Genomic DNA, 24,544 nt, shown 5'->3' on the forward strand with positions numbered 1-24,544 from the left:
TGCATCTGATTTATTGTCGCTGCTAAAAAGGCTGCAGGCAGTTAAGTGAGCGGTCAATCCGAAACACGCTAGTAAAACAACGAGTTTTTTCATCATTTCTTCGTCCTTGAGTGATGCTACGAAACATACTGTTTCGGTAAAGCGTTATTAACAATCTAAAGCCAAGATAGAAGGCTGGCAAATATTTCTAAGTTCACTGGACTTAGGGGTGTATTTTTAATTTGCTGCCGATCTTCACTTTGTTTTTGTCAAACCATCCTTTGGCCATCTCTAGCGCATATTTTGCGGGTTGGGAACTCGCGTATGAAGGGAGGTCTGAATCAGCTACATTCTTACCTGTTTTCATCTCTTGGACATCGACCAAAGTTCCGTTTTTGTCAAAAAACCCAATCGATAAATCAATCATCGTATTTTTCATCCAGAAAAAACGGGTCTCTTCGTTTTTGAAAACGAAGAGCATTCCTTCGTCATCGCCAAGATGATCACGGAACATCAAACCACGTTCTTGCTTTTCCTGATTATCAGCGATTTCCACGACAAAGGTCTTGGAGCCCAAAGTAATCTTCTTTTTTGCGAATTGAGTTGCGGCAAACGTCGTGGCAGAAAAGCTAAGAACGAGAGCCAGAACGTAACATCTCAAGAGCGACACCATATCTCACTCCTTTAGTGGATACCAAGAGGCCATTCATATTAAGAGCTTCAACTACGGCTAACAAAATTGAAGCTCCCGCAAAAATAATATCGGCTCGACCACCAAGATGGTACTTGCTTCGCTTTTCCTCGACCGAAGTTTGGGAAAACTCAGTGACCCAAAATTTCAAATGCTCTTTTGTAAGAACGTATTTATCGACCTTCTTTTCGTCGAAGCCACCAATTTCCGCCGCTGCGATCGCCGTCGGTGTTCCAGCTACCGCAATAATTTGATCTGGCTTGTTCTTTTGGATTTCTGAAAGAACTTTCTTTAATTCCCCGTCTATATAATGACGAAGTTTCTGCTGTTCTTGTTCAGCGATGGGTTGCTGAGTAACAAATCTTTCGGTCAAACGAACTCCGCCAATGTTTAGACTTTCGCCGAATAGAATTTTATCGCCATGACCTACTATGAGTTCTGTAGATCCACCGCCAACATCTAAAACTAAATTTGTCTTTGTCGGATCAATCACGCCACCTGTCGCACCTTGATAACTGATGCGGGCTTCGTCCTCGCCGGGAATGACTTCGATGGGAATGCCCAGTTCTTTACCGATATCAAACAGCTCTTGTCCATTACGTGCGTCACGAGCCGCCGACGTTGCCATCGCAAGAATTTTATCTACATGATGCCGATCAATTTCTTTTTTAAATTCTGTCAGGCATTTTCTAGCACGGGCTAAAGCTTCTGGATGAAGCTCGCCGGTTTTATCGACGCCTTGACCAAGGCGAACAACTTCTACGAGGTCCTTGTGAACTTTCGTGATACCGTTGCGATCACCTTCCGCAATCAGACAAAGAAATGTATTTGTACCAAGATCAAGAGCTGCGACTTTCATTTATTTTAATTTCTCCAGCAAAATTTTATTCACAAGATCAGGATTTGCCTGTCCCTTTGAGGCCTTCATCACAGCCCCCACAAAAAAACCAAGAAGATTTTTCTTTTTACCAGATTTGTGATCTTCAACGTTTTGCGCATTTGCAGCCAAAACTTCATCAACGATTTTTTCAATCGCTGCCGGATCAGTGATTTGCACAAGACCCTTTTCTTTAATAATCACTTCGGCATCTTTTCCTGATTGCCACATTTCTTGGAAAACCGTCTTTGCGATTTTCCCCGAGATCGTACCGTTATCAATTAAAGAGACCAGTCTTCCTAGTTGTTGTGCCTTGATCGGCGAATCCGTGATTTCCTTATTCGCGGTGTTTAACTCACGAATAAGTTCCGTCATGATCCAGTTTGAAGAGGCCTTGAAGTTTTTAGATTCCTTCGCCACTTCTTCATAATAATCCGCAATTTGTTTTTCATTTGTCAGAACTGATGCATCGTATTCTGGCAAACCATGTTCGTCCTGGAAGCGTTTTGCGCGAACCAAGGGAAGCTCTGGCATGACTCTGCGAATATCTTCGATCATCTTGTCGCTTACCAAGAGCGGCAACAAATCGGGATCCGGGAAGTAGCGATAGTCTTGCGCATCTTCCTTTGTGCGCATCGAAAATGTGCGATTTTTATCTGGGTCCCACAAGCGAGTTTCTTGAATAATTTTTTCACCGCGCTCGACCGCATCGATTTGGCGTTCGATCTCGTATTCAATGGCCTTTTCAACGAAACGGAACGAGTTGATATTTTTGATTTCAACTTTGGTCCCGAATTTTTCAGCGCCCTCCTTACGAACAGAGACGTTGCAGTCGCAACGCAAAGAGCCTTCTTCAAGATTTCCATCACATACGTCAAGATAACGAACGATCTGACGAATGGTTCTGCCATATTCGGCGGCCTCTGCGGGCGTGCGAATATCTGGTTCGCTGACCACCTCAAGCAGCGGAATGCCCGCTCGGTTTAGGTTGATCAACGTGTATTCGCCGTGATGGTTTGACTTTCCTGCATCTTCTTCAAGATGCGCACGCGTGATACCGACAACTTTTTCCTTTCCGTCTACTTTGAATGAAACACGGCCACCTTCACAAATGGGCTGATCATATTGCGAAATCTGATAGCCTTTCGGCATATCCGGATAGAAATAATTCTTACGCGCAAAAATGGATTTTTTTCTAATGTTACAACCAAGCGCCAAGCCTGTTTTAATTGCATATTCGACTGCGACTTTATTTACGACTGGCAAGGTACCCGGCATTCCCGCGCTAACCGGCGATACATTTTCATTATCACCACCATTAAACGCTGTAGAATCAGCACAAAACATTTTGCTCTTTGTGCTGAGCTGAACGTGAATTTCAATACCAATGACGGCTTCATAACCTCTAGATGACATGAGGACGTTTTCCTTTCACCGGAGATGCGTCTTCAAGAGCCGCCGCAACATTCAACATCTTCTGTTCTTCAAAGTGACCTGCTGTCAGTTGCACGCCGATTGGCAATCCTGATTGCGACAGCCCAAAGGGCACGCTCATTCCAGGTAAACCTGCCAAGTTTGTTGATGTCGTAAAAATATCATTCAAATACATCGTTAGCGGATCATTAATAAGCTCGCCCAGCTTAAATGCAGGGGAAGTTGTCACCGGACTTAGAATCACGTCACATTGCTTGAAGGCATCCAGATATTGGTTCGTCAATAATCGACGAACCTGGCCTGCTTTATTGTAATATGCATCGTAGTAACCACTTGAAAGACAATAAGTACCAAGCATGATTCTACGCTTTACTTCTTTGCCGAAACCTTCTCCACGAGTTTTGCCATAGAACTCTTCGACACCTACCGCAGAAAGATTTTTGAAGTCTGCGCGATATCCGTAGCGAACGCCATCATAGCGAGCTAAATTTGAAGAGGCCTCTGATGCCGCTACAAGATAATAGATCGGCACTGCGAACTCAGTCATCGAAACTGAGACCTCGACAATCTCTGCTCCTAATTTTTTTAAAGTCTCTAATGATTCATCAAAAGTTTTTTGGGTATCGGCATCAAGACCGCCCTTCATGTACTCTTTGATGATTCCGATCTTCATGCCTTTGATGTTTGCAGAAATATTCTTGCTCCATGTAGGAACTGATTTTTGTGATGTCGTTGAATCCATTGAATCGTGTCCACAAATCACTTCCATCGTTAAGGCGGCATCTTTAACAGTGCTTACCATTGGGCCTGCCTGATCCAACGAAGAGGCAAAGGCAATGATTCCATAACGACTAACTCGACCGTAAGTCGGCTTTACACCGACGATTCCGGTGAAACTTGCTGGCTGACGAATCGATCCCCCCGTGTCTGTGCCGATGGTGCCTGCAACCAAACGAGCTGCTTGAGCAGCAGCCGACCCTCCGGAGGATCCGCCCGGCACTCTTTCCAAATCCCATGGGTTTTTTACGACACCATGAAATGAAGTTTCGTTTGAAGAGCCCATGGCGAATTCATCTTGATTTAGCTTTCCCATTATAACGACGCCAGCTTGTTTCAGGCGAGCCACCACGGTGGCATCATAAGGCGGTACAAAGTTGCTCAGCATTTTCGATCCAGCAGTTGTTGTCATGCCTTTCGTGCAAAGCATTTCTTTAATGCCGAAGGGAACACCGGCAAGAGCACCAACGTTTTCTCCTTTAGAAATGCGCGCGTCGATAGCCTCTGCGTCTTTCAATGCATTTTTATTTATTGAGGTGAATGAGTTTAATTTTGAATCCAGAGTTTGAATGCGCGTTTGAAAATGACTGGCAATTTCCTTTGCGCTTATTTTCTTCGATTTTACAGCTTCAGTGATTTCACCAAACGAGGCAAATGTTAAATCCATAATCCCTGCCTACACAACCGGTGGTACTTTAAAAAGATTTCCCGCACGAGAAGGTGCATTGGCGATCATCTCCTCCGCTGTAAAATCTTGTTGTACTTCATCTTCGCGCCAGTAAATTTCGATTTCTGTTGGCGTAATAAGAGGCTCAATTCCATCCGTATTGATATTCGTGATCTGCTCGAAATTATGTAGAACTTTTTCCAATTGAGCGCTGTATTCAGCGGCTTCGACTTCGGTGATATGCAGTCTTGCAAGTTTCGCGATGTGCTCGATAGTTTTCTTGTCAATCACGGGCAATCTCCTTCCAGGGGATTGAAGCTTAGAAGATAATCAAAAACTCATTGTCAGTCACCATCTGCTAAATTTCTGGTCTCTATTGACTAGAGGCGCCAGCATTCTCCTCGTGATTCCCCAAAGCCGCTTATGTTAGAGTTCGACCTATGTCTAAGAAACGTCATGAAGAGCTGAAGAAGATTATTTCTGAACACGATTACAACTATCACGTACTCGATAAGCCAACGATTACAGATTACGAATATGATCAGTTGTTCTCAGAGCTTTTGAAGATCGAACAGAGCGAAAAGGGTCTGGATCTCACGGATTCGCCTTCTCAACGTGTAGGCGGCGCAACCTTAGAAGCCTTCGAGAAAGCTCCCCATCGCGTCCCCATGCTTTCCTTAGCCAATAGCTATTCTCCTGAGGACATTTTTGATTTCGACGAACGCGTAAAAAAGTTCCTTAAGACCGAAACGGACATCGAGTATTTCTGTGAATTAAAGTTTGATGGTCTTTCTCTCGAACTTATCTATGAAAACGGCGACTTAGTTCGCGCGCTAACACGTGGTGACGGCACGGTGGGTGAGGACGTTACACAAAATGTGAAGACTATCGGAACAATTCCCTTACGTCTTGCAAACAGAAAAGCACCTGAGTTGATCGAGATTCGCGGCGAAGCCTTAATGTTCAAAAAAGATTTCGCTAAGCTCAATGAAGTCCAACAAGATAACGGTCAGCAGACCTTTGCCAATCCTCGAAATGCAGCGGCGGGATCCATGCGACAACTTGATCCAAAAGTGACGGCGTCTCGTCCACTAAAATTCTTTGCCTACGCCCTGGGCGCTACCGAGGGGATTTCTTTCGATAAGCAAGAAGGCATCGAAGAATATTTTTCAGATCAAGGATTTAGAACTGCTTTGAAAGAGGCTTTTCCATCTGAAGAGTCTGTGAAAATGCAAAATGCGGGCTTTCTTGCAGAAGTTTGTACGGGTCCGCAAAGCGTGGTGGATTACTATCATAAGATTGAAAAAATTCGTCCTCTTTTGCCGTTCGATATTGATGGCGTTGTGATTAAAGTGAACTCCTTGCGCCTGCAAGATGACTTGGGTCTTGTCGCCAGAAGCCCTCGTTGGGCCACGGCAGCTAAGTTCAAACCTGAGCAGGCAACAACAGTCATCGAAAATATTGCAGTCCAAGTGGGCCGCACAGGCGCGCTGACACCAGTTGCAATCATGGAGCCAGTCAAAGTTGGTGGCGTCACAGTCACGAATGCGACTCTTCACAATCAAGACGAAATCGATCGCAAGGATGTGCGCATCGGTGACACAGTCGTGATTCAGCGAGCCGGGGATGTCATTCCAGAAGTTGTCTCCGTGGTTTTGGAAAAGCGACCGAAGAACAGCAAGCCATTTTTAATTCCTGATAAATGTCCGGTTTGTAAGTCACCGGTCGAAAAACTTGAAGGCGAGGTTGTCACTCGTTGTACGAATCCGCTTTGTATCGCTCAAGTGAAAGAGGCCCTAAAGCATTTCGTCGCACGTCGTGCGATGAATATCGACAAAGTCGGTGACCGCTTGATTGAAACCTTGGTTGACGCAGAAATGCTGACAAAATTTTCTGATTTCTATCGCCTGACGAAAGAACAAATCCTTTCCTTGGAACGCCAAGGCGAAAAATCAGCGGAAAACATCATTGGCAGTATCGAGAAAAGTAAAAATCCGCCACTTGCTCGTTTTATTTTTGCTTTAGGCATTCGCTTTGTGGGCGAGCAAACTGGCAAGCTGTTGGCAGATCATTTTGTGAATATTGAGAACTTCCTGAACGCTTCTGAAGAAGAACTTTTGCAAGTTCCGGAAATTGGGCCCAAGGTTGCCAAATCTATTATTGAGTGGACTTCAAACAAGCGCTTGGTCAAAGAAGTTCATGATATGATTAAGCTCGGGGTGAATATCTCAAACCCAGTCCGCTCGACAGAAGGGGCCTTGTCCGGATTGAGCTTTCTGATAACGGGAACTTTGCCGGTAAAGCGCGATGATGCGAAAGACTTTATCGAAAAGAATGGCGGGAAGATCTTAAGTTCTGTTTCTTCAAAACTAAGTTATCTGGTTGTTGGTGATGATCCGGGATCTAAAGTTGAAAAAGCACAAAGCCTGGGAGTCAAAATCATCTCGTGGGATGAGCTTCAAGATCTTATCAAATAAGGTTATTTAAATTTTGTTCCTGGTCTTGACCATCTTTCCAACTGGGGTTCTACTTGTTAGGGACTCTTAATGATCAGGAAATGCTGTGGCCTCAATGATTGATTTCTCAAATATTATTATTTGTGACGACCATTACGTCAGTGCACTTGGCATTGAAATGCTTTTACGTGAACATATGCAAAAAAATTTGCAGATCCGTATCGCTTCTACTGGAAAAAAAGCTTTAGATTATATTCATCAGGAGGCCGCCGATCTGATTATTGTCGATCTAGGTCTTCCCGATATTTCAGGCCTGGAAGTTATCAAGCAGATTCGCACTGGCCCGAGTCAGCCATACATTATCGTTCTAACTGGAACTAACGAATCGCATATCTTACGTCAGGTTTATCAGTTAAAAGTAAATGGTATCTTAAGAAAAACCAGTACAGGACAAAATCTGGGTGAGGCTTTACATTTTCTAATGATCCACCAGGATAAAACTTATCTTGATCCCTCAGTGAGCGGCCTCTTACAAATATCTGCGGACCAAGCTCCAACCCGCAGAGAATATGAAGTTCTAGAGCTTATGGCCCAAGGCCTTACAAGTGATGAAATCGCAAAAAAATTGAACTGCTCGATCACTACAATCAAAACATATCGGGCACGCATTATGAATAAAAGCGGTGCAAGAAACTCTTCCGAAATGATGGCTTGGTATCTAAAAGGGAATGGAAACAAAAACCTCGGTTCCTACACCTAGTCCTGAGCTCATGTCAAAACGTCCCAAATGCAGAGAAATAAAATGTCTTGCCACCATAAGGCCTATTCCGGATCCGTGAGTCTTCTGTACCCCAGACAATAAAAAATTTTGCGAGGCCTCACAGATTCTTGCTAACTCTTCGGACTCAATGCCGCAACCTTCGTCTTTAATTCGGATTTCAACACCCGTCGCATTTGATTCAAGACTGACATAAATCTTTTTTCCCGGAGGAGTCGCGCGAATGGCATTTGAAAGAATATTCCTAAATACCGCAGCCAACATTTCAGAATCGCCATCGGCAAAAAGTGGATTTGCGTTTGACGTATAAACCACATCCAATTCCTTTACCGCTAAGCGACTTTGCATCTGCTCAAGGATTTCCTTAATTAGCATATTCCATTCGAAAGATCTTTTCATCGGCTGGAAATGGACGGTCTGACTTTTTACCCACGCCATCATGTTGTTGACCAACTCTTGAGAGGCCATTGCTGACTTTGCCAAAAGCTCTAATTGCTGACGGTTCTCTGCGGAAGCATTTTTTTGTAATGCTAAAGACATCACTGACTGGTTTTCAACGAACCCTGTTAAATCGTGAGCCAGCAAAGCCAACAGTCGCGCTCGAAACTCAAGGCCTTCATTAAGGCGAAGCTCTATATTTTTTTGTTCGGCTATATCGCGGAAAAAGATCACTTTTCCCGGAGAGCTTTCATTTTCTTTATCCAAACTTTCTATAGCCAAATGGAAATAGTGTTTTCTGCTATTTTTGCCGGTAAAGACCACTTCTCCCGCAGCTAATTGCAAATCGGGCAGCAGGTCTTTAATAGAATATCCTAGATAATTTTTTGGGATATCGAAAACCTGAATGGCTTTGTCGCTGGCGCCCAGAACACGATTTCGGTCATCAATAACAAATACCGGGTCTGGAAGCTCTCGAAAAATTCGCACCATCGCAAGTGGCACGAGACTCAGAAGGCGATAGCGGACCACTGCATACATGATTCCAATTTGTGTAAAAAGAATGGATACGCTGCTACCCATCAACCAGCCGAGCTCTTCAGTCGTTGCGAAAAAAAATGATAGCAAGGCCGCTGCGAGACCAATATTCAGAACTAAAACCTGACGACGACGATAGCCACCCTCACGCGCGATTGTTATGGCGCTGATGATATAAGAACTCAACATGAGAAGCATCGACCAGTTATAAAGAGGTTTATAGAAAGGTCCGAACTTATATCTCAAAACTGAAATGTCGTGAAATATGTACGGCTGATAATCAAAGAATAGCAATTCTCGAGTAAACGGAAATAGCATTAACAAGAAGTTTAGAGCACTGGGAAGCAGGAATAATGTGATGACCCATCTATTATGCAGCCACTTCCAGCGATCACAAACAGAGCTAATAAAATACAGCCAGCTCGGTGTAAAGAAGGCCATGCCCAAAATTCTGAGCTCGAAGAAGGTGATTTTTGTTTCGAAGTTTGGGACGATGTAAACGCTAACGGTGCAAAGCGAGCCTATAAGAAAAGTGACCGACAGAACCAACAACCATCGTACCGATCGCAGTTGCCATAAACGGATTGAATAAATCATCGTTAGGATGGTCAAGACAACGGTGGCAACATTACAAAAGATCAGAGCAATAGCGATACTCACAGGACTCCATAATTCAATACTTACTGAATATATAGATAGGCAGGAATTTTTGACCTTTCAAATAAAATACGCGAATGGCCAATAGCAGGAGGACCTTGCCATCAACCACTCGCGCTGGTCACATCAAGGTTATTGCTCTACGCAATAGAGAGAGTAGCTATTATCGCAAGTTTTGCCAGTCGCAGAGACCGCCGCAATTGTCAGAAAATCCCCACGTCCCACGATTCCAACCGATCCGTTTGAGCCATCTGTGAAATCGGCGCAGTTCGAAGTGGACCCTGTCCAAGAAGCACTAATTCCCGTCCAATAATAAGTGCTCGTCTGTCCTGTGATTGAATTTGTCAAAGGGTTCGGAAGCTTGCCAGAAGAATCCGTCGTACCAATTGCTGTTCCATCCGGGCGCACATAAGCCGTATTCGTATGAAGAATCCAATTCGTCGATAAATCACGATATCCAGGATCGATGTACAATACTTTGTAAGTAGAAGTGCCACTTGGTTTGTTCGCGTCACTAGCGCAGTAATTATCGGCGCTTCCTACAGCAAGAATATCACCCGAATATTGAACTGCCGTTCCGAATATCTTGCACGGGTTGCAGGCCGTGGATCCGCCGCCTCCGCTTCCGCCACTACCTCCGCCGCCGGTCTGGCTTGAAATGCTTGGAGCATTTCCCGAACTTTGCCCACAACTTGCTAAGACTAAACCACTAAAAATAAAGAATGCCTTAATCATCAATTTTTTATTCATGACGTAATTCTCCAGATCTTAATTTTAAAAACCCATCCCGATGGATGCGCCGAAAGAGGATGTTTTCAACTCGGAACCTGACGGAATGCTTGTGACCGTTCCACCTGAATCAACGCTGCTGTACTGCATGCTTTTGTATTCAAGTCCGACATAAGGAGTTCCGCTTCCGAAAGGAATGCGGCATTCAATCGAGAAAGACGATTTTGGTTTTGAAAATGAAACTTTGTTACCGGAAGAGTCTGCCTTCTCAAGACTGTATGTTGAGGACGTATAGTAACGACCAAGAAGAAGGAATTTGCCAAAGTTATACCCTAGCATTGGTCCCCAAGAAAATTCAGTTCCCTGTGCATTTGTACCATCTAAGTCAGAAGGGCTTTTAAGCTGCTTCCACAAATTGTAATCGGCACCAGCGCCAAATCTGAAGCCGCCAAATTGCAAACCAAGATCTGTGTTCGCACCGTAAACAATCATGCTACGTGAAGACAAACCAAGATCGCTGCCCGCTAATGTTCCTGAAGAAGCTCCCAGCCCTGCAGAAAAAAACCAACGATGTGTTGTGCTTGGAGCACCCGCCGAAAATGCCGCGCTCGAAAATAAAAACATAACGGTCGAAATGACCAATCCTATAAAATGCTTACCCATACCGAATGAACTCCTCCTGATTTCACTGATTATTCGCATACCCAATCACGTGCTGATTATTGAAACATGTTTAAGGACATTCTCTGTCCTGCGAAAGGATGACGACTTAAAAAAGAACCTCCTGCCACAAGCAGAAATCCAAGTCGAAGGTCGGTAAAATTTAGGGAATGGTTTTTCAGGAAATATTTCGAAGAGATCTAATATCGAAAATAAAAAACCCACAGATCCTTCTGTGGGCTTCAAGTGCAATACAAAATGTATCGAGAATCTTATAGATGATCGATAACGATATCACGAGCCATAACTGTTTTACGGCCATCAGCTTTAGCGCTGTCGATACCTTTAAGGCAAAGTTGCTCGATAGCTTTGCTGAGAACGTCAATAGTTTCAGCTGAAGTGTTCATGCCACCTTTTTCTTTGATGAGTTTTTTTACTTTGCTTGTTACTACAAGTACTTCTGCCATGATTGAACCTCTCCATCCTTGTTAAAATTGAAACAGTAAAAGGTTTGCATAGGGTCCTGGAATTGACAAAGAAAAATCATTTTTGCGGCGCACTAATTATCCACGCGCCATGGGGTTGATTACCTCTGATTTTCCGTCGAGAAACCGCATCAGTTCTGCCTGACGAGTCGGCGTATCGCTAGGCGAAATCCACACAAAAGTTTTTTGATCAATGGGCTTTGTACACTCCACATCAAGAAACGCGGGCGACCAACATCCGCTGTTCAAATGTTCAACTGAACCGATGATTTCATGGCGAGTGTGGTGGGTGTGTCCATATACAATGCGTTTGACCTTTGTTATGGCACTAGCCATCGCCAAAATCCTATCGTCGGGCTCTTTATAACTTGAAACCAACGAGGTGACTGACTTGCTATAGAACAAAAAGAACGGCAAAAGCAAAAACAATGGGATGAAAGCCCAATAAAACGACAATTCATATACTGAACGCACGAAAGTCATGAGTTCAAAAATTAGAAAGAAGGCGATGAAGACAATAAAGGCGCGGTCTAACCACAGCTCTCGAGTTAACAACATCGGCTGGCTGGCTGCGGGCGCAACGAAAAGTTCTTTCATTTCGCGCACCATCCGCTCTTCCGCGTTGGCTTTATCAGCAATGATCGAAACACGATCTTCAATGCGCAAGGGATTACGAATCGGCGCAGCCAAACGATCTACGAAAGCATGCACCAGAGTTGCCATCGACCCCCAGAACCAGGTAAGGATCAAACCCGGTTGCGCCTTCCACATGTATTTAAGGAAGAACTTCACATACTCAGACAAAGTCATGATGTAGTTCGTATCAACGTGTGGATTGAAAAATCCCATGCCGTTAGAAATATAGCGACATGCCAGATTTCCAAAAGGTAACTTCAAAGAAATATAATTATAACCGCGTACATACGGATTGATTGGATCTTCACACATGCAATACGGATCGTATTGATTGCCGTGCTCTATAAGAGTGTCTTGATTGCTGATATAAAACCATTCGACAAAGCGAACTAGTTCTTTTTTATCGTCAGGCAATTGCATGCTGCGAATGATTTCTTGCTGTACACTGGGAAAATGAAGTTCCAAATCGTGATTACCAATGACAAACACCGCGCGATTTCCTCGCATGATAAACCCACGCAGGGCGCGCATGAATTCTTCATGATCTTTCAGAATCTTTTCGATTTTGAAGCGTGAGCGCTCAGGGCGAGGAAATAGTCCGCGATGGCGTTCCAACCAATTTACATGAAATGTGGGCTCATCAGGCAAAGCCATGACAGAGTCGAAATCAAAAATGTCTCCATTTAAAACCAACTCTACCGTTGCACCTTGTGCTTTTTCTTCGATGTGTTTAAGAAAGGTTTCAAAAACATCATCAAAGAAAAATTGCCGAGTTTTAAACTTCTTCCACAACGGGAAGCGTTTATTGACCGGCTCTGCTTCAGATAAATGCAAATCACTAATGATAGCAGTATACTGCGCCGATCTAAAATCTGTCTGTGGATGAGTAAAAAAAGAAGTGGGCAAATCTTCCTCCGACTAATATGATCCTCGAGATGAAAGAATTTATCAAGAACCTCAAGACACCAATCGCAATCATCGGAATGGGAAAAAGTGGCGAGGCCGCTAGACGTCTGCTCATCGCAGGCGGGGTTCCTGCTTCGGAAATCAGAACTTTCGATGGCAAATTGACAAATGCGGATTTTGGCGATCCGAATAAACTCATGTCTGAGATTCATCCTGGAACATTAGTGGTGTCTCCAGGGGTTCCTTTGGCTTCTACTTGGATTCAAACCGCTAAAGCAAGTGGCGTTAAGATCACCAGCGAGATCTCTTTATCTTGTGCCTTTTTGACTACGGAAAAGCTAATCGGTGTTACGGGATCAGTAGGAAAAAGTACAACGGTCTCTTTATTAGGTGCGGGTCTAGCCGCATTTTCGCCAAACTCATTTGTCGGGGGAAATCTAGGAACTCCTTTTGCGGAATACGCCGCAGATATCGCGGAAGGAAAGCGCAAGGCCGCTGAATGGGTTGTGTTAGAGCTTTCTAGTTATCAACTGGAAAACTGTGAGGGTCTTTCCTTAGCTTATTCCGCGATCACCTATTTGACTTCGAATCATCTTGAGCGTTATGACAATCTCCAACACTACTATGATACAAAGTGGAAAATTTTGTCGATTACTAAAAAGAGAATGCTTTTGAACTCTGAAGGAGGCGATCTTGTTGAATATGCTAAAACAAAATCCTCAGAGCGAGTTCGCGTAATTTCAAAAAATGATTCCGAGCTTTCGTCGCTTCATTTAGAAAAAGCACTTTTGATAGGCCAACACAATCAAGACAACTTAGCGCTAGCTTCGGCATTAGCAATTGATGCCGGCTGGCCTATGTCTGCGATCGAAGGCATGAAGAACTTCCAAGGCCTCGCGCACCGCCTGGAAAATCTTGGTGCCACAAAGGGCATTCGCTTCATCAATGATAGCAAAGCAACTGCGATGGATAGTGTTTTGATTGCCGCAACGGCGGCTTTTGATACGTTATCAGAAGGTGGAAAACTTTTTCTTTTACTTGGCGGTCGAGATAAAAATCTTCCCTGGGAGCAGCTAAACGCTTTAGGCTCGCTGCGATCCACAGAATTTATTTTTTTCGGTGAATGCCGAGAGATCGCACAAAAAAAGTCACAGCTTGCCGGGAAATCTTACGCAAAGTTAGGCGAGGCCCTTGCTTATATTTTCGAAAATGCAAAGCCATTGGATACCGTTTTGTTAAGTCCTGGTGGAACAAGCCTAGACGAGTTTAAATCTTTCGAAGATCGCGGAAATTTCTTTAAGAAAAAAGTGAGTGACTTCGCTGAAGCTTGAGCTATTCGCGGAATGTAAGAACCGATAATGAATTCGCATCTACTGGAATCACGCGAGAATAAATTTTTTGTGATTTGCTTCCAATAACAACAATTTCATGAGTATCTTCAGGCACATTGTATAAAATGAAGCCGCCGCCGCCCATGCCTTTGCGGTTTTGTAAAATACGACCCTGCATATCTACGTAAACGATATTGCGAGGATTAAAGTTATCGTAACCAGCAATGTAAACCTCGAAGTCCTCGTCAGGAACAAAGCCAACGACTATTGCTCCAGAAGGCGAGTCATCAAGTCTTAGGTAATTTTTAATAGCACTCAACCAAGTGAATTTGATTAGCGGAACGTGAATAAATTCTTCGCTATCGTTATAGACATAGCGAGCAGCCACATAATCAGATCCCTCTGGATGAACGCGCATCAAGCCGACACGATTCAAATGAGGAAGTGACAAAGTCTTCATTCCATTTTCGACGTTCACTTCATCAGGCAGGCTTTGCATTGTGATTGCAGCCGTCTGCGGTTCGCCGGTGAAAGCATCAAAAACCTTCAAAGGAACAGATTCAATTTTGATTGTGCCGTCGATATCACCTTGAGCAACAGCATTTTCTTCTACGACCACATTGCTATATCCAAGAATTGCGTCAGAACGAGTCGCCAACAACGAGTGGAAACCTTCGGCCACGCTCACAAACGCAAACAATCCGTTTTCTCCCGTGGTCTTTAAATTTGGATCTGGGATCATGAACGAATTAAAGTAGATTGGCTGCAAGCTTGGATCTGTTTCATCAGAGACATCAATGCCTGAAAGCGGTTTTCCATCCAAAGCCACGCGACCCCAAATAATAGAAGGCGCTCCGTCAAAGGATTGAGCACGTTGTTGTGCCACAATATCTTGGAGGGCCGCAATCATCGACGTCGGATACAAAGACGCTTTGAATTCTTGACCAGAAACGATAATTTGCGACGTTTGCAAATACTTCGGCGCAGCAGCTCTCATGACCGTCGATGAACCCTTTGTCACATTATCCATCGACACGAGGCCGTCTTTTTTTACGGCTACGTCACTTACGCCTTTGACGAAAGTAACACGCGTGTCTTTCGGCGCAGACGTATTCGCTTTTGAATCATAAATGCTTGCCACCGTTCCTGAAAAATCTGGATGTGGCTCGACACGAAGTTTAGGGCCTTGTAAATAATTACTATTATTAGAAGCCACGCGGTTTAAACGGAAGCTTCCCTCACCTAAAATTTTGCCATCTTTATCAACAAGGCGGGCTACAACAGATCCAGAGGTTTCTTCCACATCAATATTATAAGTGCCTTGCACCAGATCTACTCTGCCTAATTCTTTGAGGATTCCTTCATCATTGCGGCGAATTTCAATATGATGTTCGTTTGTAATTGCAAGACCACCAGTAATTTCGATCGGCCCCACAATGCGGCGAAGACCTTGAACGGAAGACGTCTCATCTAAAAGAGTTTTCTCACTTAAAATTCGCGAAACACCATCGCCTGAAATAGGGGACTGACCTGGAATTACAACTTGAGGACGAGAAGGTTCTGTACGGGTGTGACCAGAACTATCTGTTGCAGCCACATACACTTTAGATCCTGTCGTGGAAGAAGCCGGGGTTCTGATTGTCGTTCCCACAAGAACACCAGATTTTTCTAAAACCTCTTTGGCCTTTTCAGAGAACGAAGGTTCACTCCAAGATTGATCCAAGACTTCAGATCTTTCTTGCGCTTCTCTTAAACGTGCCTGCTCTTTTTTTGGAAGCTGTTCAATCCACTGGGTATCAGTGGAGCTTTCGCTTGCCATCAAACGCCCGGCTGCCGCTTCGGCGTTTGTGGCGGGAATCGGTTCCGGTGTTTTCTTCAAAACCATTTCAGCCAAGACCACTTTTTGCGAAAAAAGTGGGGCAGAGCTTTTATCTTCACCTAATTGAATGGATTTCTTTTTCGCGATCGCCTCGAATTCAGAGGCGGGTTTTCTTGCTTCAATTAGTTCTTCGAAGGCGACATACGCCGGAGAATTTTTTTGGGCTTTAATTGTAAGAGCTTCGTAAATAGGAATGAACTTCACGCCGTCAAGCTTGCTTGACCACGCAATCATCCCCACTGCGACTGCTAACGGTATCAACCGTTTGAGTTGCGCTCCTTGCAACGTTCACCTCTTTAGAGAATAGCCATCCTGACTACTCTTTAATCGTCTTAGAAGGATCTGAAGTCGTCAATGATGTTACGGCTGTCACGACTTTGGTTAAGTGCTTTTCTGATCTTTTCCGCTAGCACAGCGGCTTTGTCATCGTCGCGGTCGGTGGTGTCAAAACCGCCCTCTGAATCGCGATCTTGGATAAGCACCTCGACTTGAATGTCATAAGGACGACGGTCCCCCAGGATCGTTATATGTGTATAATAACGTTCCTTGGCCATATCCATGTTTCCTTTGGCAATCTCGTTGCCTTTTTTATCGTAATAGAAAGACAGCATCTCGCGACCATTTTCGCTCACAGAGCGTGGTTCACCGATAACTGACACAATTGATTTGCGCGTCTCGCTAATATTCAACGGAGTCTCATGAAGGACGACTCCAGTTGTTGTACAACCCGACGTTAGTACTGCAAATCCTACGATAAGAAAGGCTATAAGAGATTTCATTATTTCTTTTGACCTTTGTTCCAGTCATCCATGAACTGCTTAATGCCTTTGTCAGTTAACGGATGATGAGTCATTTGTTGCATAACTTTGAACGGGATAGTCGCAATGTCTGCCCCCATTTCAGCCGCAGCAACCAGGTGCATAGGGCTTCTTACACTGGCCACCAAGACTTCAGTCTCGAAACCGTACTGGTCATAGATTTGAATAACCTGATTAACCATGTCCATACCATTGACCCCGATGTCATCCAAGCGACCTACGAAAGGGGATACCATTGTTGCGCCAGCCTTAGCTGCCAACAAAGCTTGGAGTGGAGAGAATACCAATGTGACGTTCGTCTTGATGCCTTCAGCAGTTAATTTTTTTACAGCGATCATGCCGTCTTCGCACATTGGGATTTTCACGACGACGTTGTTAGCGATCTTCGCAAGCTCTAGACCTTCACGAACCATTTCTTCGTGTTGAAGGCTGATAACTTCAGCGGAAACAGGTCCTGGGATCTCTTTGCAGATTGTACGAATGATGTCGTGGAAATTGCCGCCTTCCTTTGCGATCAAAGAAGGATTCGTCGTTACACCGTCAACCCAACCACGGAGGTTAGCTTGTCTAATTTCTTCAAGGTTAGCGGTATCAATGAAAAACTTCATGGGGACTCCCGATCAAAAGTGATTTGCTATTACGAATGTAACATTATTGGGCCTATTACTAAAAATCAACCAGGCTTTTACCCTGAATATAAAACTCTGCCATGCGGGCGGGCTGCGCCGTGCGCGAAATTTCACTCAACGTCTTTTGGAAGATAGGATGTTCGTATTGGCCCCATGCTTCTGCGGCACAGCGAATGATGAGCGGATCCGTGTGAAGCTCAGGATAAGGAAGTGTCAGACGAGGAGACATTAAAATCACGTTGTCATATGCAAGCAAAGTCAGCTCTGCGTGATCTTTCTTCGCTAAACCTTGTGAACCCTGCTCGCACAAAGAAAGAACCATGTGCAAACACTGATCCACGCTCATGACGGTTTCAAAACGAATAACGAATTCCATGCGTGCATTCAAATCCACACGGGCTTCCGTCATATAGCGCTTGTAAACTGAAGAAATCGCTATGACCTCGCCACATTCATGGATTTTTCCCAATAGCATCTTTGCTTTCGCTTCGCCACCGACTAAATCCAACGCGACATAGATCAAGGCATTGTGTGGTTGAGTCATGCATTTTTTCCGAACAAAACGTCACGGATATTGTAAAGCCCTGGCTTTTGCTTAGAAAGCCATTGTGCAGCTTGCACGGCTCCTTTAGCGAAAACAGTTCTATTCAAAGCGCTGTGTTCAAAAGTCAGAACCTCTTCGTCGCTCATAGCGAAAATTTTGTGGACGCCAAACACTCCGCCACCGCGAATAGCTAAAGCTTCTGGTAGTTTCTTACCGACCGCCTTTTCCAAATTTTCCTGAATCGTGATCGCCGTTCCAGATGGTTTATCTTTCTTTCTGTTGTGGTGAATTTCTTCAACTTGGAAGTCAAAATGAGAAATCGCAGACAACGCTTTAAGTGCTTCATTCAAAACAGCAACACCCAAACTCATGTTCGAAGACCACAACAAAGGAATTTGCTTACTGTATTTTTGTAGCAACGCCTTTTCCTTTGATGAAAATCCCGTCGTTCCACAAACAACAGCGGTTTTATTTTTTGCAGCCATTTTTAAAACGTCAGACAAAGCATCTGGAGACGTAAAATCAATCCAAACGTCCACTTGTGCAGCGCGCTTCGCATCGATCTTATCGTTGCGCAAGAGTGGGTAGAAAGCGTCGCAGGCAGGATTTTGCTCTATGACCGCGATGATTTCTTTACCCATGCGGCCTCCAGCGCCTACAACGCCTACTTTCAATTTTTTCACGCGATCACTCCAACTTTGCGCATTTCATTTTTCAGTTTCTCTGAATCAATTTCGCCAAGCTCAACCAGTGGCAGACGCATTTCCGCAGAATCAATCAACCCCATCAACTGCACAGCTTTTTTCACCGGAATTGGATTCGCTTCAACGAAAAGCAAATTAATAAGGTCATTATATTTTGCGATATCTTGACGAGCCTTTTCAAGTTGACCTTCTTCGACCCATTTCTTCCACTGCGCCATTTGCTTTGGAATCACATGACTTGCCACAGAGATCACACCATGTCCGCCAACACCCAAAAATTCCACATAAGTTCCATCATCACCCGAAAGCATCACGAAGTCTCTACCACAGGCTTTGATGATCTCTTCCGCAAAATCAGTTTTGCCAGTGGCTTCTTTGATTCCCACAACGCCTGGAACTTTTGCTAGATCACGAATCGTCTCTGTCGTCAAAGAAGTGATCGTACGCCCCGGTACATTGTAAAGAAGTGTTGGGATTTTCACTGAAGTCGCTACCGCTTTAAAGTGCGCAAACAATCCGCGCTGCGGAGGCTTGTTATAGTAAGGAACCACAACAAGAATTCCATCAGCACCAAGACTTTCAGCTTTTTTTGATTCTTCAATCGTTTTTGCAGTATCGTTAGAACCCGTACCCATGATCAGCATCACATCATTGCCAACAACTTTACGAACATGTTTGAAAAGTTCGACTCTTTCAGATTCCGTTAGTGTTGGACTTTCAGCTGTTGTTCCGTTGATGACAAAACCGTCCACACCGTTTTGCAATTGGTGCTTCACCATGCGGTCTACAGAATCAAAATCAATCTTGCCCTTTTTAAATGGGGTCAAAAGCGCAGTGAATGTTCCTTTAAAATTTTTCATCGAATCACCTCGAGGTTGTATTGAATCTCGCCAACAACCAAAGCCTCCCCAGTCATAAGGGGATGAAAATCGCCTGGGATAAATTGAATTTCCATGGATCCACCAGGCATGTGAACATCCACAGTTTTATTTCCACTTTCTTTTGCAAAAACCATCGCTGCCGCAACAGCACCCGTACCGCATGCAAGCGTGTAGTCTTCAACGCCGCGCTCGAATGTCACGGCAAGAATTTTATTTTCTTCAGTCAAAGAATAGAAGGTCACATTGGCGCCGGCAGGCTTTAAATCTGCATGATGACGACATTCGCGGGCCATTTCTTTCAGATCGCCCGCGTCTTTGAAGTTGTGAATTTTTTGAACTAGGTGCGGAACACCTGTGTTCACCAAGGTGAACTCTTCCGAGCTGGCATTTGTTTTTAATTCGATCTTTTCTTTGATGATTTTCGCCGCAGGCATACGCACACAAATGCGACCATCAGCTTTTATCTCTGCCGTCACAAGACCCGCGCCGGTTTTAAAACGAATCGTTTTTAAATCTTTGGCGAAGTTTTCGTGGCAGAAGCGGGCAGCACAGCGGGCGGCGTTTCCGCACATCTCGGCTGAGGACCCATCGTTATTGTAAAAGTCCCAATTAAAATCAAAACCTTCAGAACCTTTTTCAATTAAAAGAAATCCATCGGTGCACACGCCCAAAACTTTGTCGCAGATGATTTGCGCGAACTCAGATCGGGACTTATGCACATTCTTTTCAAGATTTTTCCATACCGAAGAATCACGCGCGTCTAGCAGAGCGAAGGTATTCCCCGCACCAGACATTTTTGTGATTTTCACAGTTGGAAATGAACTCACAAGCCCTCCTCAATTTCTTCAGACGGAGCATTTGTGTCGTCATCAATGTCGGGCTTTACAGATTTCTTTTTAGAAGATTTTTGAGTCGCTTCTGAATACGTCGGTTCGCCGCGACCAATTGGAGGCGGAGTAAGTGGAGGCAAAGGCAAACCCTTCACCCCACAACCTAATGGCAATAAACTCGCGAGTAGAACAAGAGTGATTTTATTCGGCAGTTCCATTTAACCCCTTAAGATCTGCTTCTACTTCTGTCAAATGACGGCAAAGCATGGGGTCTATCATATACTGTCTGTACTGATTGGCTGAAATGTTTTTGCAGGTCATCACGTATTTCTGTGCGTCCTCGGGGTCCGTCTTTTTAGCGGTATTGGCCAGTTTCCAGCCCCAATATGAAACTTCCGGATATTTTCCATCTGTTTTCTTTACTATGCTCAGGATTTCTTGCGATTTCGTAAAATTCTTAATTTTGAAATAGCGCTCTACTTCCAGAGCAAGCCAGAATTTCTGCAAAGGTGACTTTTTCACCTCAGTAGAGTCATAAAGTTTCCCATACTCGACCCAAGAAGACTGGCAGAGAAGAGCTTGAGCTGAACTGAGTTTTAGCTCTTCATTATAGGGCAAAAGCTTTGCCTGTTTGCTCAAAAGATCAAGTGCTCCGGAACAATCTCCCTTCGCAATCATAACGCGGGCAAGCTCTACGATAATTGATAAGTTATCGGCTTCAATGCGCACGGCTTCGTTTAGTTTTCCCATAGCCTGCACTGGATCTGTTTTTCTCAAAGAGATTCCTGCTTCATAGGTTTGTTGAGCCTTATCACTAATGAAAACAGTCGCAACATCATTTACGGCTTTACGAAGTTCTGCAACCGCCTGCGGTCGATTCTCTTTTTGTAAAGCTGTGATCAGAATATTCAAAGCTTGTTGTCGATCTTTTTGCAGACTGAGGTTGTAAGCTTTTTCAATGATGTCTTTATAAGTTTCAGACTTGTTTTGAGAGAAGGAAGTTTGCGGCAGGGAAAGAGCCACCGCTAAAACGGCGGCTCCAAGAGACAATATTTTCATTTAGTTCTTCTTAAATGACGTTAAGTCAATTTCCATAGTTCCATATTGAGTCGGAGCTTGTTGTTTCAAAGTTCCACCCACTGGAACTTGTTGTGGGTTCAACCATACTTCAATGTTACCGCTCTGACTGGATGCTTTATCATGAGCAGTTACGTGAATGCTATCAAATGTTCCTGCTGGAACAGTAATCTTTTCTTCCTTTGTATCGATGACCTCGAGGTCCTGTTTAGGAACCTGTTGTTCCTGACCATTCGCGATAACCTTTTTGATCGCACCTGTGTTGGGGTCGATCAAAGTTTGGATTTGTTGTTTGCCCGCGAAACCAAGATCCGCGTCTTGTTCCATCCAAATACCGTCAGCACCGATTGAAGACACCGACATCACCATTGTTCCTTTAATGAAACCACCGATATTCAGATTGTAAGAAGCAGAATCGCCGACTTTCCAGTCCAATGCTGTCGCATGAACATCCTGAATCATCTGAGCTTGCGCGTGAATAAGGGCATCGGGGATTGAAGGTGCCGCTTGAGCATGAACTGCGAACGCCAACCCGAGAACTGCTAATAGACCTTTAAACATAAATCCTCCTTGAATGGTTTTTTGTGTTCTTAAATCAGAACACAGCCTCAAGGAGGGTCAATATGTCATATTCCCATCCCGCACCGGAGTACTTCAAGTTTCTCGGTAGCTCGAGATTAACACTTGTCTTGGTTTACTTCCGTTCGCTGGGCCAACAACGCCTTCTTTTTCAAAGACTTCAATCATGCGCGCGGCGCGTGGATAACCTAAACGGAATTTTCGTTGAATCAAAGAGGCCGAAACTTCTTTCTGCGCCGATGCCCACGCTAAAATTTCATCATAGCGTTCATCGTATTCCTCCTCGCCATAGGAGTCCCCGTCACCACCAGCACCGCCTTCAGCGTCTCCACCAGCAAAGCCTTCGAGGGCTTTCATTGCAAGTGGATCGTACTCTGGTTCTGCCTGATCCGCCCAATGCTTAACAACATTCGCGATCTCTGTGTCTTTCATGTAAGGACCATGATGTCGCGTGGGTTTGCCGATACCCGGAGCTTGGAAAAGCATGTCACCATTTGGAAGAAGACGTTCTGCACCCGAATCATCGATAATGATACGAGAGTCCATTTTCGACGCCACTTTTAAAGCAACACGACCCGGAATATTTGTCTTAATCAAACCAGTCACAACATCTTTACGCGGAGACTGTGTGGCAAGAATCAAATGGATTCCGCAGGCGCGAGCTTTTTGCGTCAAACGTTGAATGGGCTCTTCAATGTTTTGTTTTTCCACAATCATTAAATCGGCAAGCTCGTCCACCACGATGACGATATATGGAAGCGGTTGATAGTAGTACTGATCAAGCTTGGCTTTTCCCTCTTCCAACTCTTGATTAATTTTTTCGTGTTCTTCGATGTCGGCTTTAGACATTGCACCGGTTTTTTCGTTGAACATCTCAATTTTGCCGACGCCAAATTTCGACAAAGATTTATATCGTTTTTCCATCTCTCGCACGGCCCACTTCAAAGCTGTCGCAGCTTTCTTAGGCTCTGTGATATGCGGTAAGGCTAAGTGAGGAACCGTTGCAAACGGAGCTAAGTCGACCATTTTCGGATCGATCAAAACCAATCGCAAAGACTTCGGCGAGTGTCTGAACAGCAAGCCGGAAATAATCGAACCCACGAATACGGATTTACCAGAACCCGTCGTACCTGCGATCAACAAGTGAGGCATCTTGCGAAGATCCACGACCTTTGGTTCACCATCTACGGTGCGTCCTACAGCCATTGGAAGGGCAAGTTCATCACTCCAGAAAGTGTCTTCGGCAATCAAGTCCTTGTAGTAAACAGTTTCACGCTTCAAGTTGGCAGTCTCGATACCCACAACATCTGTACCAGGAATGTGACCGACAACACGCACAGATTCTGAAGACAATGCGAGTGACAAGTCGTCTTCAAGTTCGGAAATTTTGGAAATCTTAACGTCCGCGTTTGGTTTAAATTCATACATCGTAACCAGTGGACCTGGTTTCGCGTCTTGAATCGTTCCTTCAATCGAAAAGTTTTTAAGTTTCTCAACCAACGCATCGGCTTTTCTTTGAATCTCGGCCTTGTCGATTTTGATGCGAGAAACTGGGGGGTCTTCAAGCAACGAGAGCTTCGGCATTTCCCAGTTTTCAATACGACGTGGGGGCTTCGCTTTCATTACAACTTTGCGCTTTTGCGCAAGCTTCACAGCAGGAACTTCGTCATCCTGTTCTTCAGCTTCTTCATCATCATCAGCGTCTGCCGCTAATGCTTCATCCAAATCATCTTCTTCGTCTTCGTCTCCCTCTTCATCCTTACCTACGAATTTTTTATCGGAAAGAGGGAATACGTGAGCAGGAGCTTTCTCGGATGCCGCTGCTTTCTTTTCTTTTTCTTCTTTTCTCTTCGGAGCTTTTTTGACTTTTTCTGTCACGAACATGCCCGAAAAGAATGCGCCGATCTTGTTAGACGTCTTGTTTTTCTTCCAAGATGCGAGCATGTCTTGTGGGTACTCTACCAATTCCTGCAAAGTTTTTTCTGAATAGAAAACCACCAGAACCGCCATGAACGACCACAAGATCACTTGCACGCCGACCGAAGCAAAGGCGCGCATCAGGGCTTGGGAAACCCCTAAGCCTAAAAGGCCGCCTAAATAAATTTGGTTCTGAAAAAGCTTCGTATTGGGCAAATAAATCGAAAGCAGGGCTGCGACATTGATGATTAGCAAAAGGGCCCACACAAAACGAATGTTCTTAAGATTCAATGAATCGCCCTTAAAGCTCGCGTAAGCCATTTTAACCAGGCTTCCCACCAAAACCCAGGCCGCCAAACCAAGGAACTGATAAAGCATGTCAGCAAGGAAGCTACCCACGATTCCGCAGTAATTTGTAGCCTTTAATCCCTGTCCAATTGAATTGAGAGAGGGGTCGCGGGGGCTATAGCTGATAAGGGCTAAGGCGAGGAAAAGTCCTAGGCCCAAAAAGCCGATTGCAATGACGTCCTGACGAAACTTTTTAAGGAATTGGTTCATTTAAAAAATTTACGAGATTCCGAAGAGTTAGTCATGGAGTTGAAGCGCATCCTTGACTTAGGACTGGCAGTGGATGAAAAAAGCCCTCCG

24 protein-coding genes are annotated in these 24,544 nt (G+C 44.5%); 3 read left to right on the forward strand and 21 right to left on the reverse strand.

The annotated features are described in order from the left end of the window. Positions 1–202 precede the first annotated feature (202 nt). From VF412_RS09460 to gatC, 5 genes are read right to left on the reverse strand one after another with little or no spacing between them, the layout of a single operon-like run. Positions 203–652 (reverse strand): DUF192 domain-containing protein, encoded by a 450-nt coding sequence (locus VF412_RS09460; RefSeq protein ID WP_331338991.1) that lies wholly within the window; start codon positions 650–652, stop codon positions 203–205. Beyond that, on the reverse strand, positions 609–1,529 hold the full coding sequence (locus tag VF412_RS09465; RefSeq protein ID WP_331338992.1) for a Ppx/GppA phosphatase family protein: 921 nt from the start codon (positions 1,527–1,529) through the stop codon (positions 609–611). Before VF412_RS09465 ends, VF412_RS09460 begins: the two co-directional genes overlap by 44 nt. After that, a complete protein-coding gene (gene gatB, locus VF412_RS09470) occupies positions 1,530–2,963 on the reverse strand; it encodes an Asp-tRNA(Asn)/Glu-tRNA(Gln) amidotransferase subunit GatB (RefSeq protein ID WP_331338993.1) in 1,434 nt (477 codons plus the stop codon). After that, a complete protein-coding gene (gene gatA / locus VF412_RS09475) occupies positions 2,953–4,425 on the reverse strand; it encodes an Asp-tRNA(Asn)/Glu-tRNA(Gln) amidotransferase subunit GatA (RefSeq protein WP_331338994.1) in 1,473 nt (490 codons plus the stop codon). The genes gatB and gatA overlap by 11 nt, the downstream gene beginning before the upstream one ends. A 9-nt stretch (positions 4,426–4,434) precedes the next feature. Beyond that, positions 4,435–4,716, reverse strand: a complete 282-nt coding sequence (gene gatC / locus VF412_RS09480) for an Asp-tRNA(Asn)/Glu-tRNA(Gln) amidotransferase subunit GatC (RefSeq protein WP_331338995.1) — start codon at positions 4,714–4,716, stop codon at positions 4,435–4,437. 149 nt (positions 4,717–4,865) lie between these two features. Between gatC and ligA the strand changes: the two genes are divergently transcribed. Both ligA and VF412_RS09490 read left to right on the forward strand, forming a co-directional pair. After that, entirely contained in the window at positions 4,866–6,902 is a 2,037-nt protein-coding gene (gene ligA / locus VF412_RS09485; RefSeq protein WP_331338996.1) for an NAD-dependent DNA ligase LigA, read from the forward strand. A 94-nt stretch (positions 6,903–6,996) separates the two neighbouring features. Continuing rightward, on the forward strand, positions 6,997–7,641 hold the full coding sequence (locus VF412_RS09490) for a response regulator transcription factor (RefSeq protein WP_331339274.1): 645 nt from the start codon (positions 6,997–6,999) through the stop codon (positions 7,639–7,641). On the opposite strand, the gene VF412_RS09495 is transcribed toward VF412_RS09490, so the two are convergent. The 5 genes from VF412_RS09495 to VF412_RS09515 form a co-directional block, all read right to left on the reverse strand. Continuing rightward, a complete protein-coding gene (locus VF412_RS09495; RefSeq protein ID WP_331338997.1) occupies positions 7,600–9,294 on the reverse strand; it encodes a histidine kinase N-terminal 7TM domain-containing protein in 1,695 nt (564 codons plus the stop codon). The genes VF412_RS09490 and VF412_RS09495 overlap by 42 nt on opposite strands. Before the next feature lie 129 nt (positions 9,295–9,423). Beyond that, a complete protein-coding gene (locus tag VF412_RS09500) occupies positions 9,424–10,041 on the reverse strand; it encodes a DUF1554 domain-containing protein (RefSeq protein ID WP_331338998.1) in 618 nt (205 codons plus the stop codon). A 24-nt stretch (positions 10,042–10,065) separates the two neighbouring features. Further along, positions 10,066–10,683: a hypothetical protein gene (locus VF412_RS09505; protein ID WP_331338999.1), complete on the reverse strand. Its 618-nt coding sequence runs from the start codon at positions 10,681–10,683 to the stop codon at positions 10,066–10,068. Between the two features lie 269 nt (positions 10,684–10,952). Continuing rightward, on the reverse strand, positions 10,953–11,147 hold the full coding sequence (locus VF412_RS09510) for a hypothetical protein (RefSeq protein ID WP_331339000.1): 195 nt from the start codon (positions 11,145–11,147) through the stop codon (positions 10,953–10,955). A 96-nt stretch (positions 11,148–11,243) separates the two neighbouring features. Continuing rightward, entirely contained in the window at positions 11,244–12,707 is a 1,464-nt protein-coding gene (locus VF412_RS09515) for a metallophosphoesterase (protein WP_331339001.1), read from the reverse strand. A 29-nt stretch (positions 12,708–12,736) separates the two neighbouring features. Between VF412_RS09515 and murD the strand changes: the two genes are divergently transcribed. Next, complete coding sequence (gene murD / locus VF412_RS09520) at positions 12,737–14,038, forward strand: UDP-N-acetylmuramoyl-L-alanine--D-glutamate ligase (protein WP_331339002.1); 1,302 nt, start codon at positions 12,737–12,739, stop codon at positions 14,036–14,038. Between the two features lies 1 nt (position 14,039). Here murD and VF412_RS09525 read toward each other — a convergent pair whose 3' ends face one another. From VF412_RS09525 to VF412_RS09575, 11 genes are all read right to left on the reverse strand, one after another. Further along, complete coding sequence (locus VF412_RS09525) at positions 14,040–16,178, reverse strand: hypothetical protein (RefSeq protein ID WP_331339003.1); 2,139 nt, start codon at positions 16,176–16,178, stop codon at positions 14,040–14,042. A 71-nt stretch (positions 16,179–16,249) separates the two neighbouring features. Further along, positions 16,250–16,696, reverse strand: a complete 447-nt coding sequence (locus VF412_RS09530) for a hypothetical protein (RefSeq protein WP_331339004.1) — start codon at positions 16,694–16,696, stop codon at positions 16,250–16,252. Then, complete coding sequence (gene fsa, locus VF412_RS09535; RefSeq protein ID WP_331339005.1) at positions 16,696–17,343, reverse strand: fructose-6-phosphate aldolase; 648 nt, start codon at positions 17,341–17,343, stop codon at positions 16,696–16,698. The genes VF412_RS09530 and fsa overlap by 1 nt, the downstream gene beginning before the upstream one ends. 58 nt (positions 17,344–17,401) lie before the next feature. Then, positions 17,402–17,908 carry a hypothetical protein gene (locus VF412_RS09540; protein ID WP_331339006.1) on the reverse strand — a complete coding sequence of 169 codons (507 nt, stop codon included), beginning with the start codon at positions 17,906–17,908 and terminating at the stop codon, positions 17,402–17,404. Then, entirely contained in the window at positions 17,905–18,591 is a 687-nt protein-coding gene (gene dapB / locus VF412_RS09545; protein ID WP_331339007.1) for a 4-hydroxy-tetrahydrodipicolinate reductase, read from the reverse strand. Before dapB ends, VF412_RS09540 begins: the two co-directional genes overlap by 4 nt. Continuing rightward, a complete protein-coding gene (gene dapA / locus VF412_RS09550) occupies positions 18,588–19,472 on the reverse strand; it encodes a 4-hydroxy-tetrahydrodipicolinate synthase (protein WP_331339008.1) in 885 nt (294 codons plus the stop codon). Before dapA ends, dapB begins: the two co-directional genes overlap by 4 nt. Beyond that, the gene (dapF, locus tag VF412_RS09555; RefSeq protein WP_331339009.1) at positions 19,469–20,320 is read right to left on the reverse strand and encodes a diaminopimelate epimerase; all 852 of its coding nucleotides are present in this window, start codon (positions 20,318–20,320) and stop codon (positions 19,469–19,471) included. The genes dapA and dapF overlap by 4 nt, the downstream gene beginning before the upstream one ends. Beyond that, complete coding sequence (locus VF412_RS09560) at positions 20,317–20,541, reverse strand: hypothetical protein (protein ID WP_331339010.1); 225 nt, start codon at positions 20,539–20,541, stop codon at positions 20,317–20,319. The genes dapF and VF412_RS09560 overlap by 4 nt, the downstream gene beginning before the upstream one ends. Further along, positions 20,525–21,382, reverse strand: coding sequence for a hypothetical protein (locus tag VF412_RS09565; RefSeq protein WP_331339011.1), 858 nt, complete (start codon positions 21,380–21,382; stop codon positions 20,525–20,527). Before VF412_RS09565 ends, VF412_RS09560 begins: the two co-directional genes overlap by 17 nt. Continuing rightward, a complete protein-coding gene (locus VF412_RS09570; RefSeq protein ID WP_331339012.1) occupies positions 21,383–21,961 on the reverse strand; it encodes a hypothetical protein in 579 nt (192 codons plus the stop codon). Between the two features lie 93 nt (positions 21,962–22,054). Next, the gene (locus VF412_RS09575) at positions 22,055–24,454 is read right to left on the reverse strand and encodes a DNA translocase FtsK (protein ID WP_331339013.1); all 2,400 of its coding nucleotides are present in this window, start codon (positions 24,452–24,454) and stop codon (positions 22,055–22,057) included. Positions 24,455–24,544 lie beyond the last annotated feature (90 nt).

The organism is Bdellovibrio sp. (genome assembly GCF_036384735.1).
Lineage (GTDB): Bacteria > Bdellovibrionota > Bdellovibrionia > Bdellovibrionales > Bdellovibrionaceae > Bdellovibrio.

Coding starts and splice junctions, on each gene's coding strand:
- VF412_RS09530 (WP_331339004.1), bottom strand. CDS start 16,696: ATGAAATCTCTTATAGCCTTTCTTATCGTAGGATTTGCAGTACTAACG.
- VF412_RS09565 (WP_331339011.1), bottom strand. CDS start 21,382: ATGAAAATATTGTCTCTTGGAGCCGCCGTTTTAGCGGTGGCTCTTTCC.
- VF412_RS09540 (WP_331339006.1), bottom strand. CDS start 17,908: ATGACTCAACCACACAATGCCTTGATCTATGTCGCGTTGGATTTAGTC.
- gatA (WP_331338994.1), bottom strand. CDS start 4,425: ATGGATTTAACATTTGCCTCGTTTGGTGAAATCACTGAAGCTGTAAAA.
- dapA (WP_331339008.1), bottom strand. CDS start 19,472: ATGAAAAATTTTAAAGGAACATTCACTGCGCTTTTGACCCCATTTAAA.
- ligA (WP_331338996.1), top strand. CDS start 4,866: ATGTCTAAGAAACGTCATGAAGAGCTGAAGAAGATTATTTCTGAACAC.
- VF412_RS09510 (WP_331339000.1), bottom strand. CDS start 11,147: ATGGCAGAAGTACTTGTAGTAACAAGCAAAGTAAAAAAACTCATCAAA.
- VF412_RS09460 (WP_331338991.1), bottom strand. CDS start 652: ATGGTGTCGCTCTTGAGATGTTACGTTCTGGCTCTCGTTCTTAGCTTT.
- VF412_RS09560 (WP_331339010.1), bottom strand. CDS start 20,541: ATGGAACTGCCGAATAAAATCACTCTTGTTCTACTCGCGAGTTTATTG.
- VF412_RS09500 (WP_331338998.1), bottom strand. CDS start 10,041: ATGAATAAAAAATTGATGATTAAGGCATTCTTTATTTTTAGTGGTTTA.
- VF412_RS09465 (WP_331338992.1), bottom strand. CDS start 1,529: ATGAAAGTCGCAGCTCTTGATCTTGGTACAAATACATTTCTTTGTCTG.
- gatB (WP_331338993.1), bottom strand. CDS start 2,963: ATGTCATCTAGAGGTTATGAAGCCGTCATTGGTATTGAAATTCACGTT.
- murD (WP_331339002.1), top strand. CDS start 12,737: ATGAAAGAATTTATCAAGAACCTCAAGACACCAATCGCAATCATCGGA.
- VF412_RS09505 (WP_331338999.1), bottom strand. CDS start 10,683: ATGGGTAAGCATTTTATAGGATTGGTCATTTCGACCGTTATGTTTTTA.
- fsa (WP_331339005.1), bottom strand. CDS start 17,343: ATGAAGTTTTTCATTGATACCGCTAACCTTGAAGAAATTAGACAAGCT.
- VF412_RS09490 (WP_331339274.1), top strand. CDS start 6,997: ATGATTGATTTCTCAAATATTATTATTTGTGACGACCATTACGTCAGT.
- VF412_RS09575 (WP_331339013.1), bottom strand. CDS start 24,454: ATGAACCAATTCCTTAAAAAGTTTCGTCAGGACGTCATTGCAATCGGC.
- VF412_RS09570 (WP_331339012.1), bottom strand. CDS start 21,961: ATGTTTAAAGGTCTATTAGCAGTTCTCGGGTTGGCGTTCGCAGTTCAT.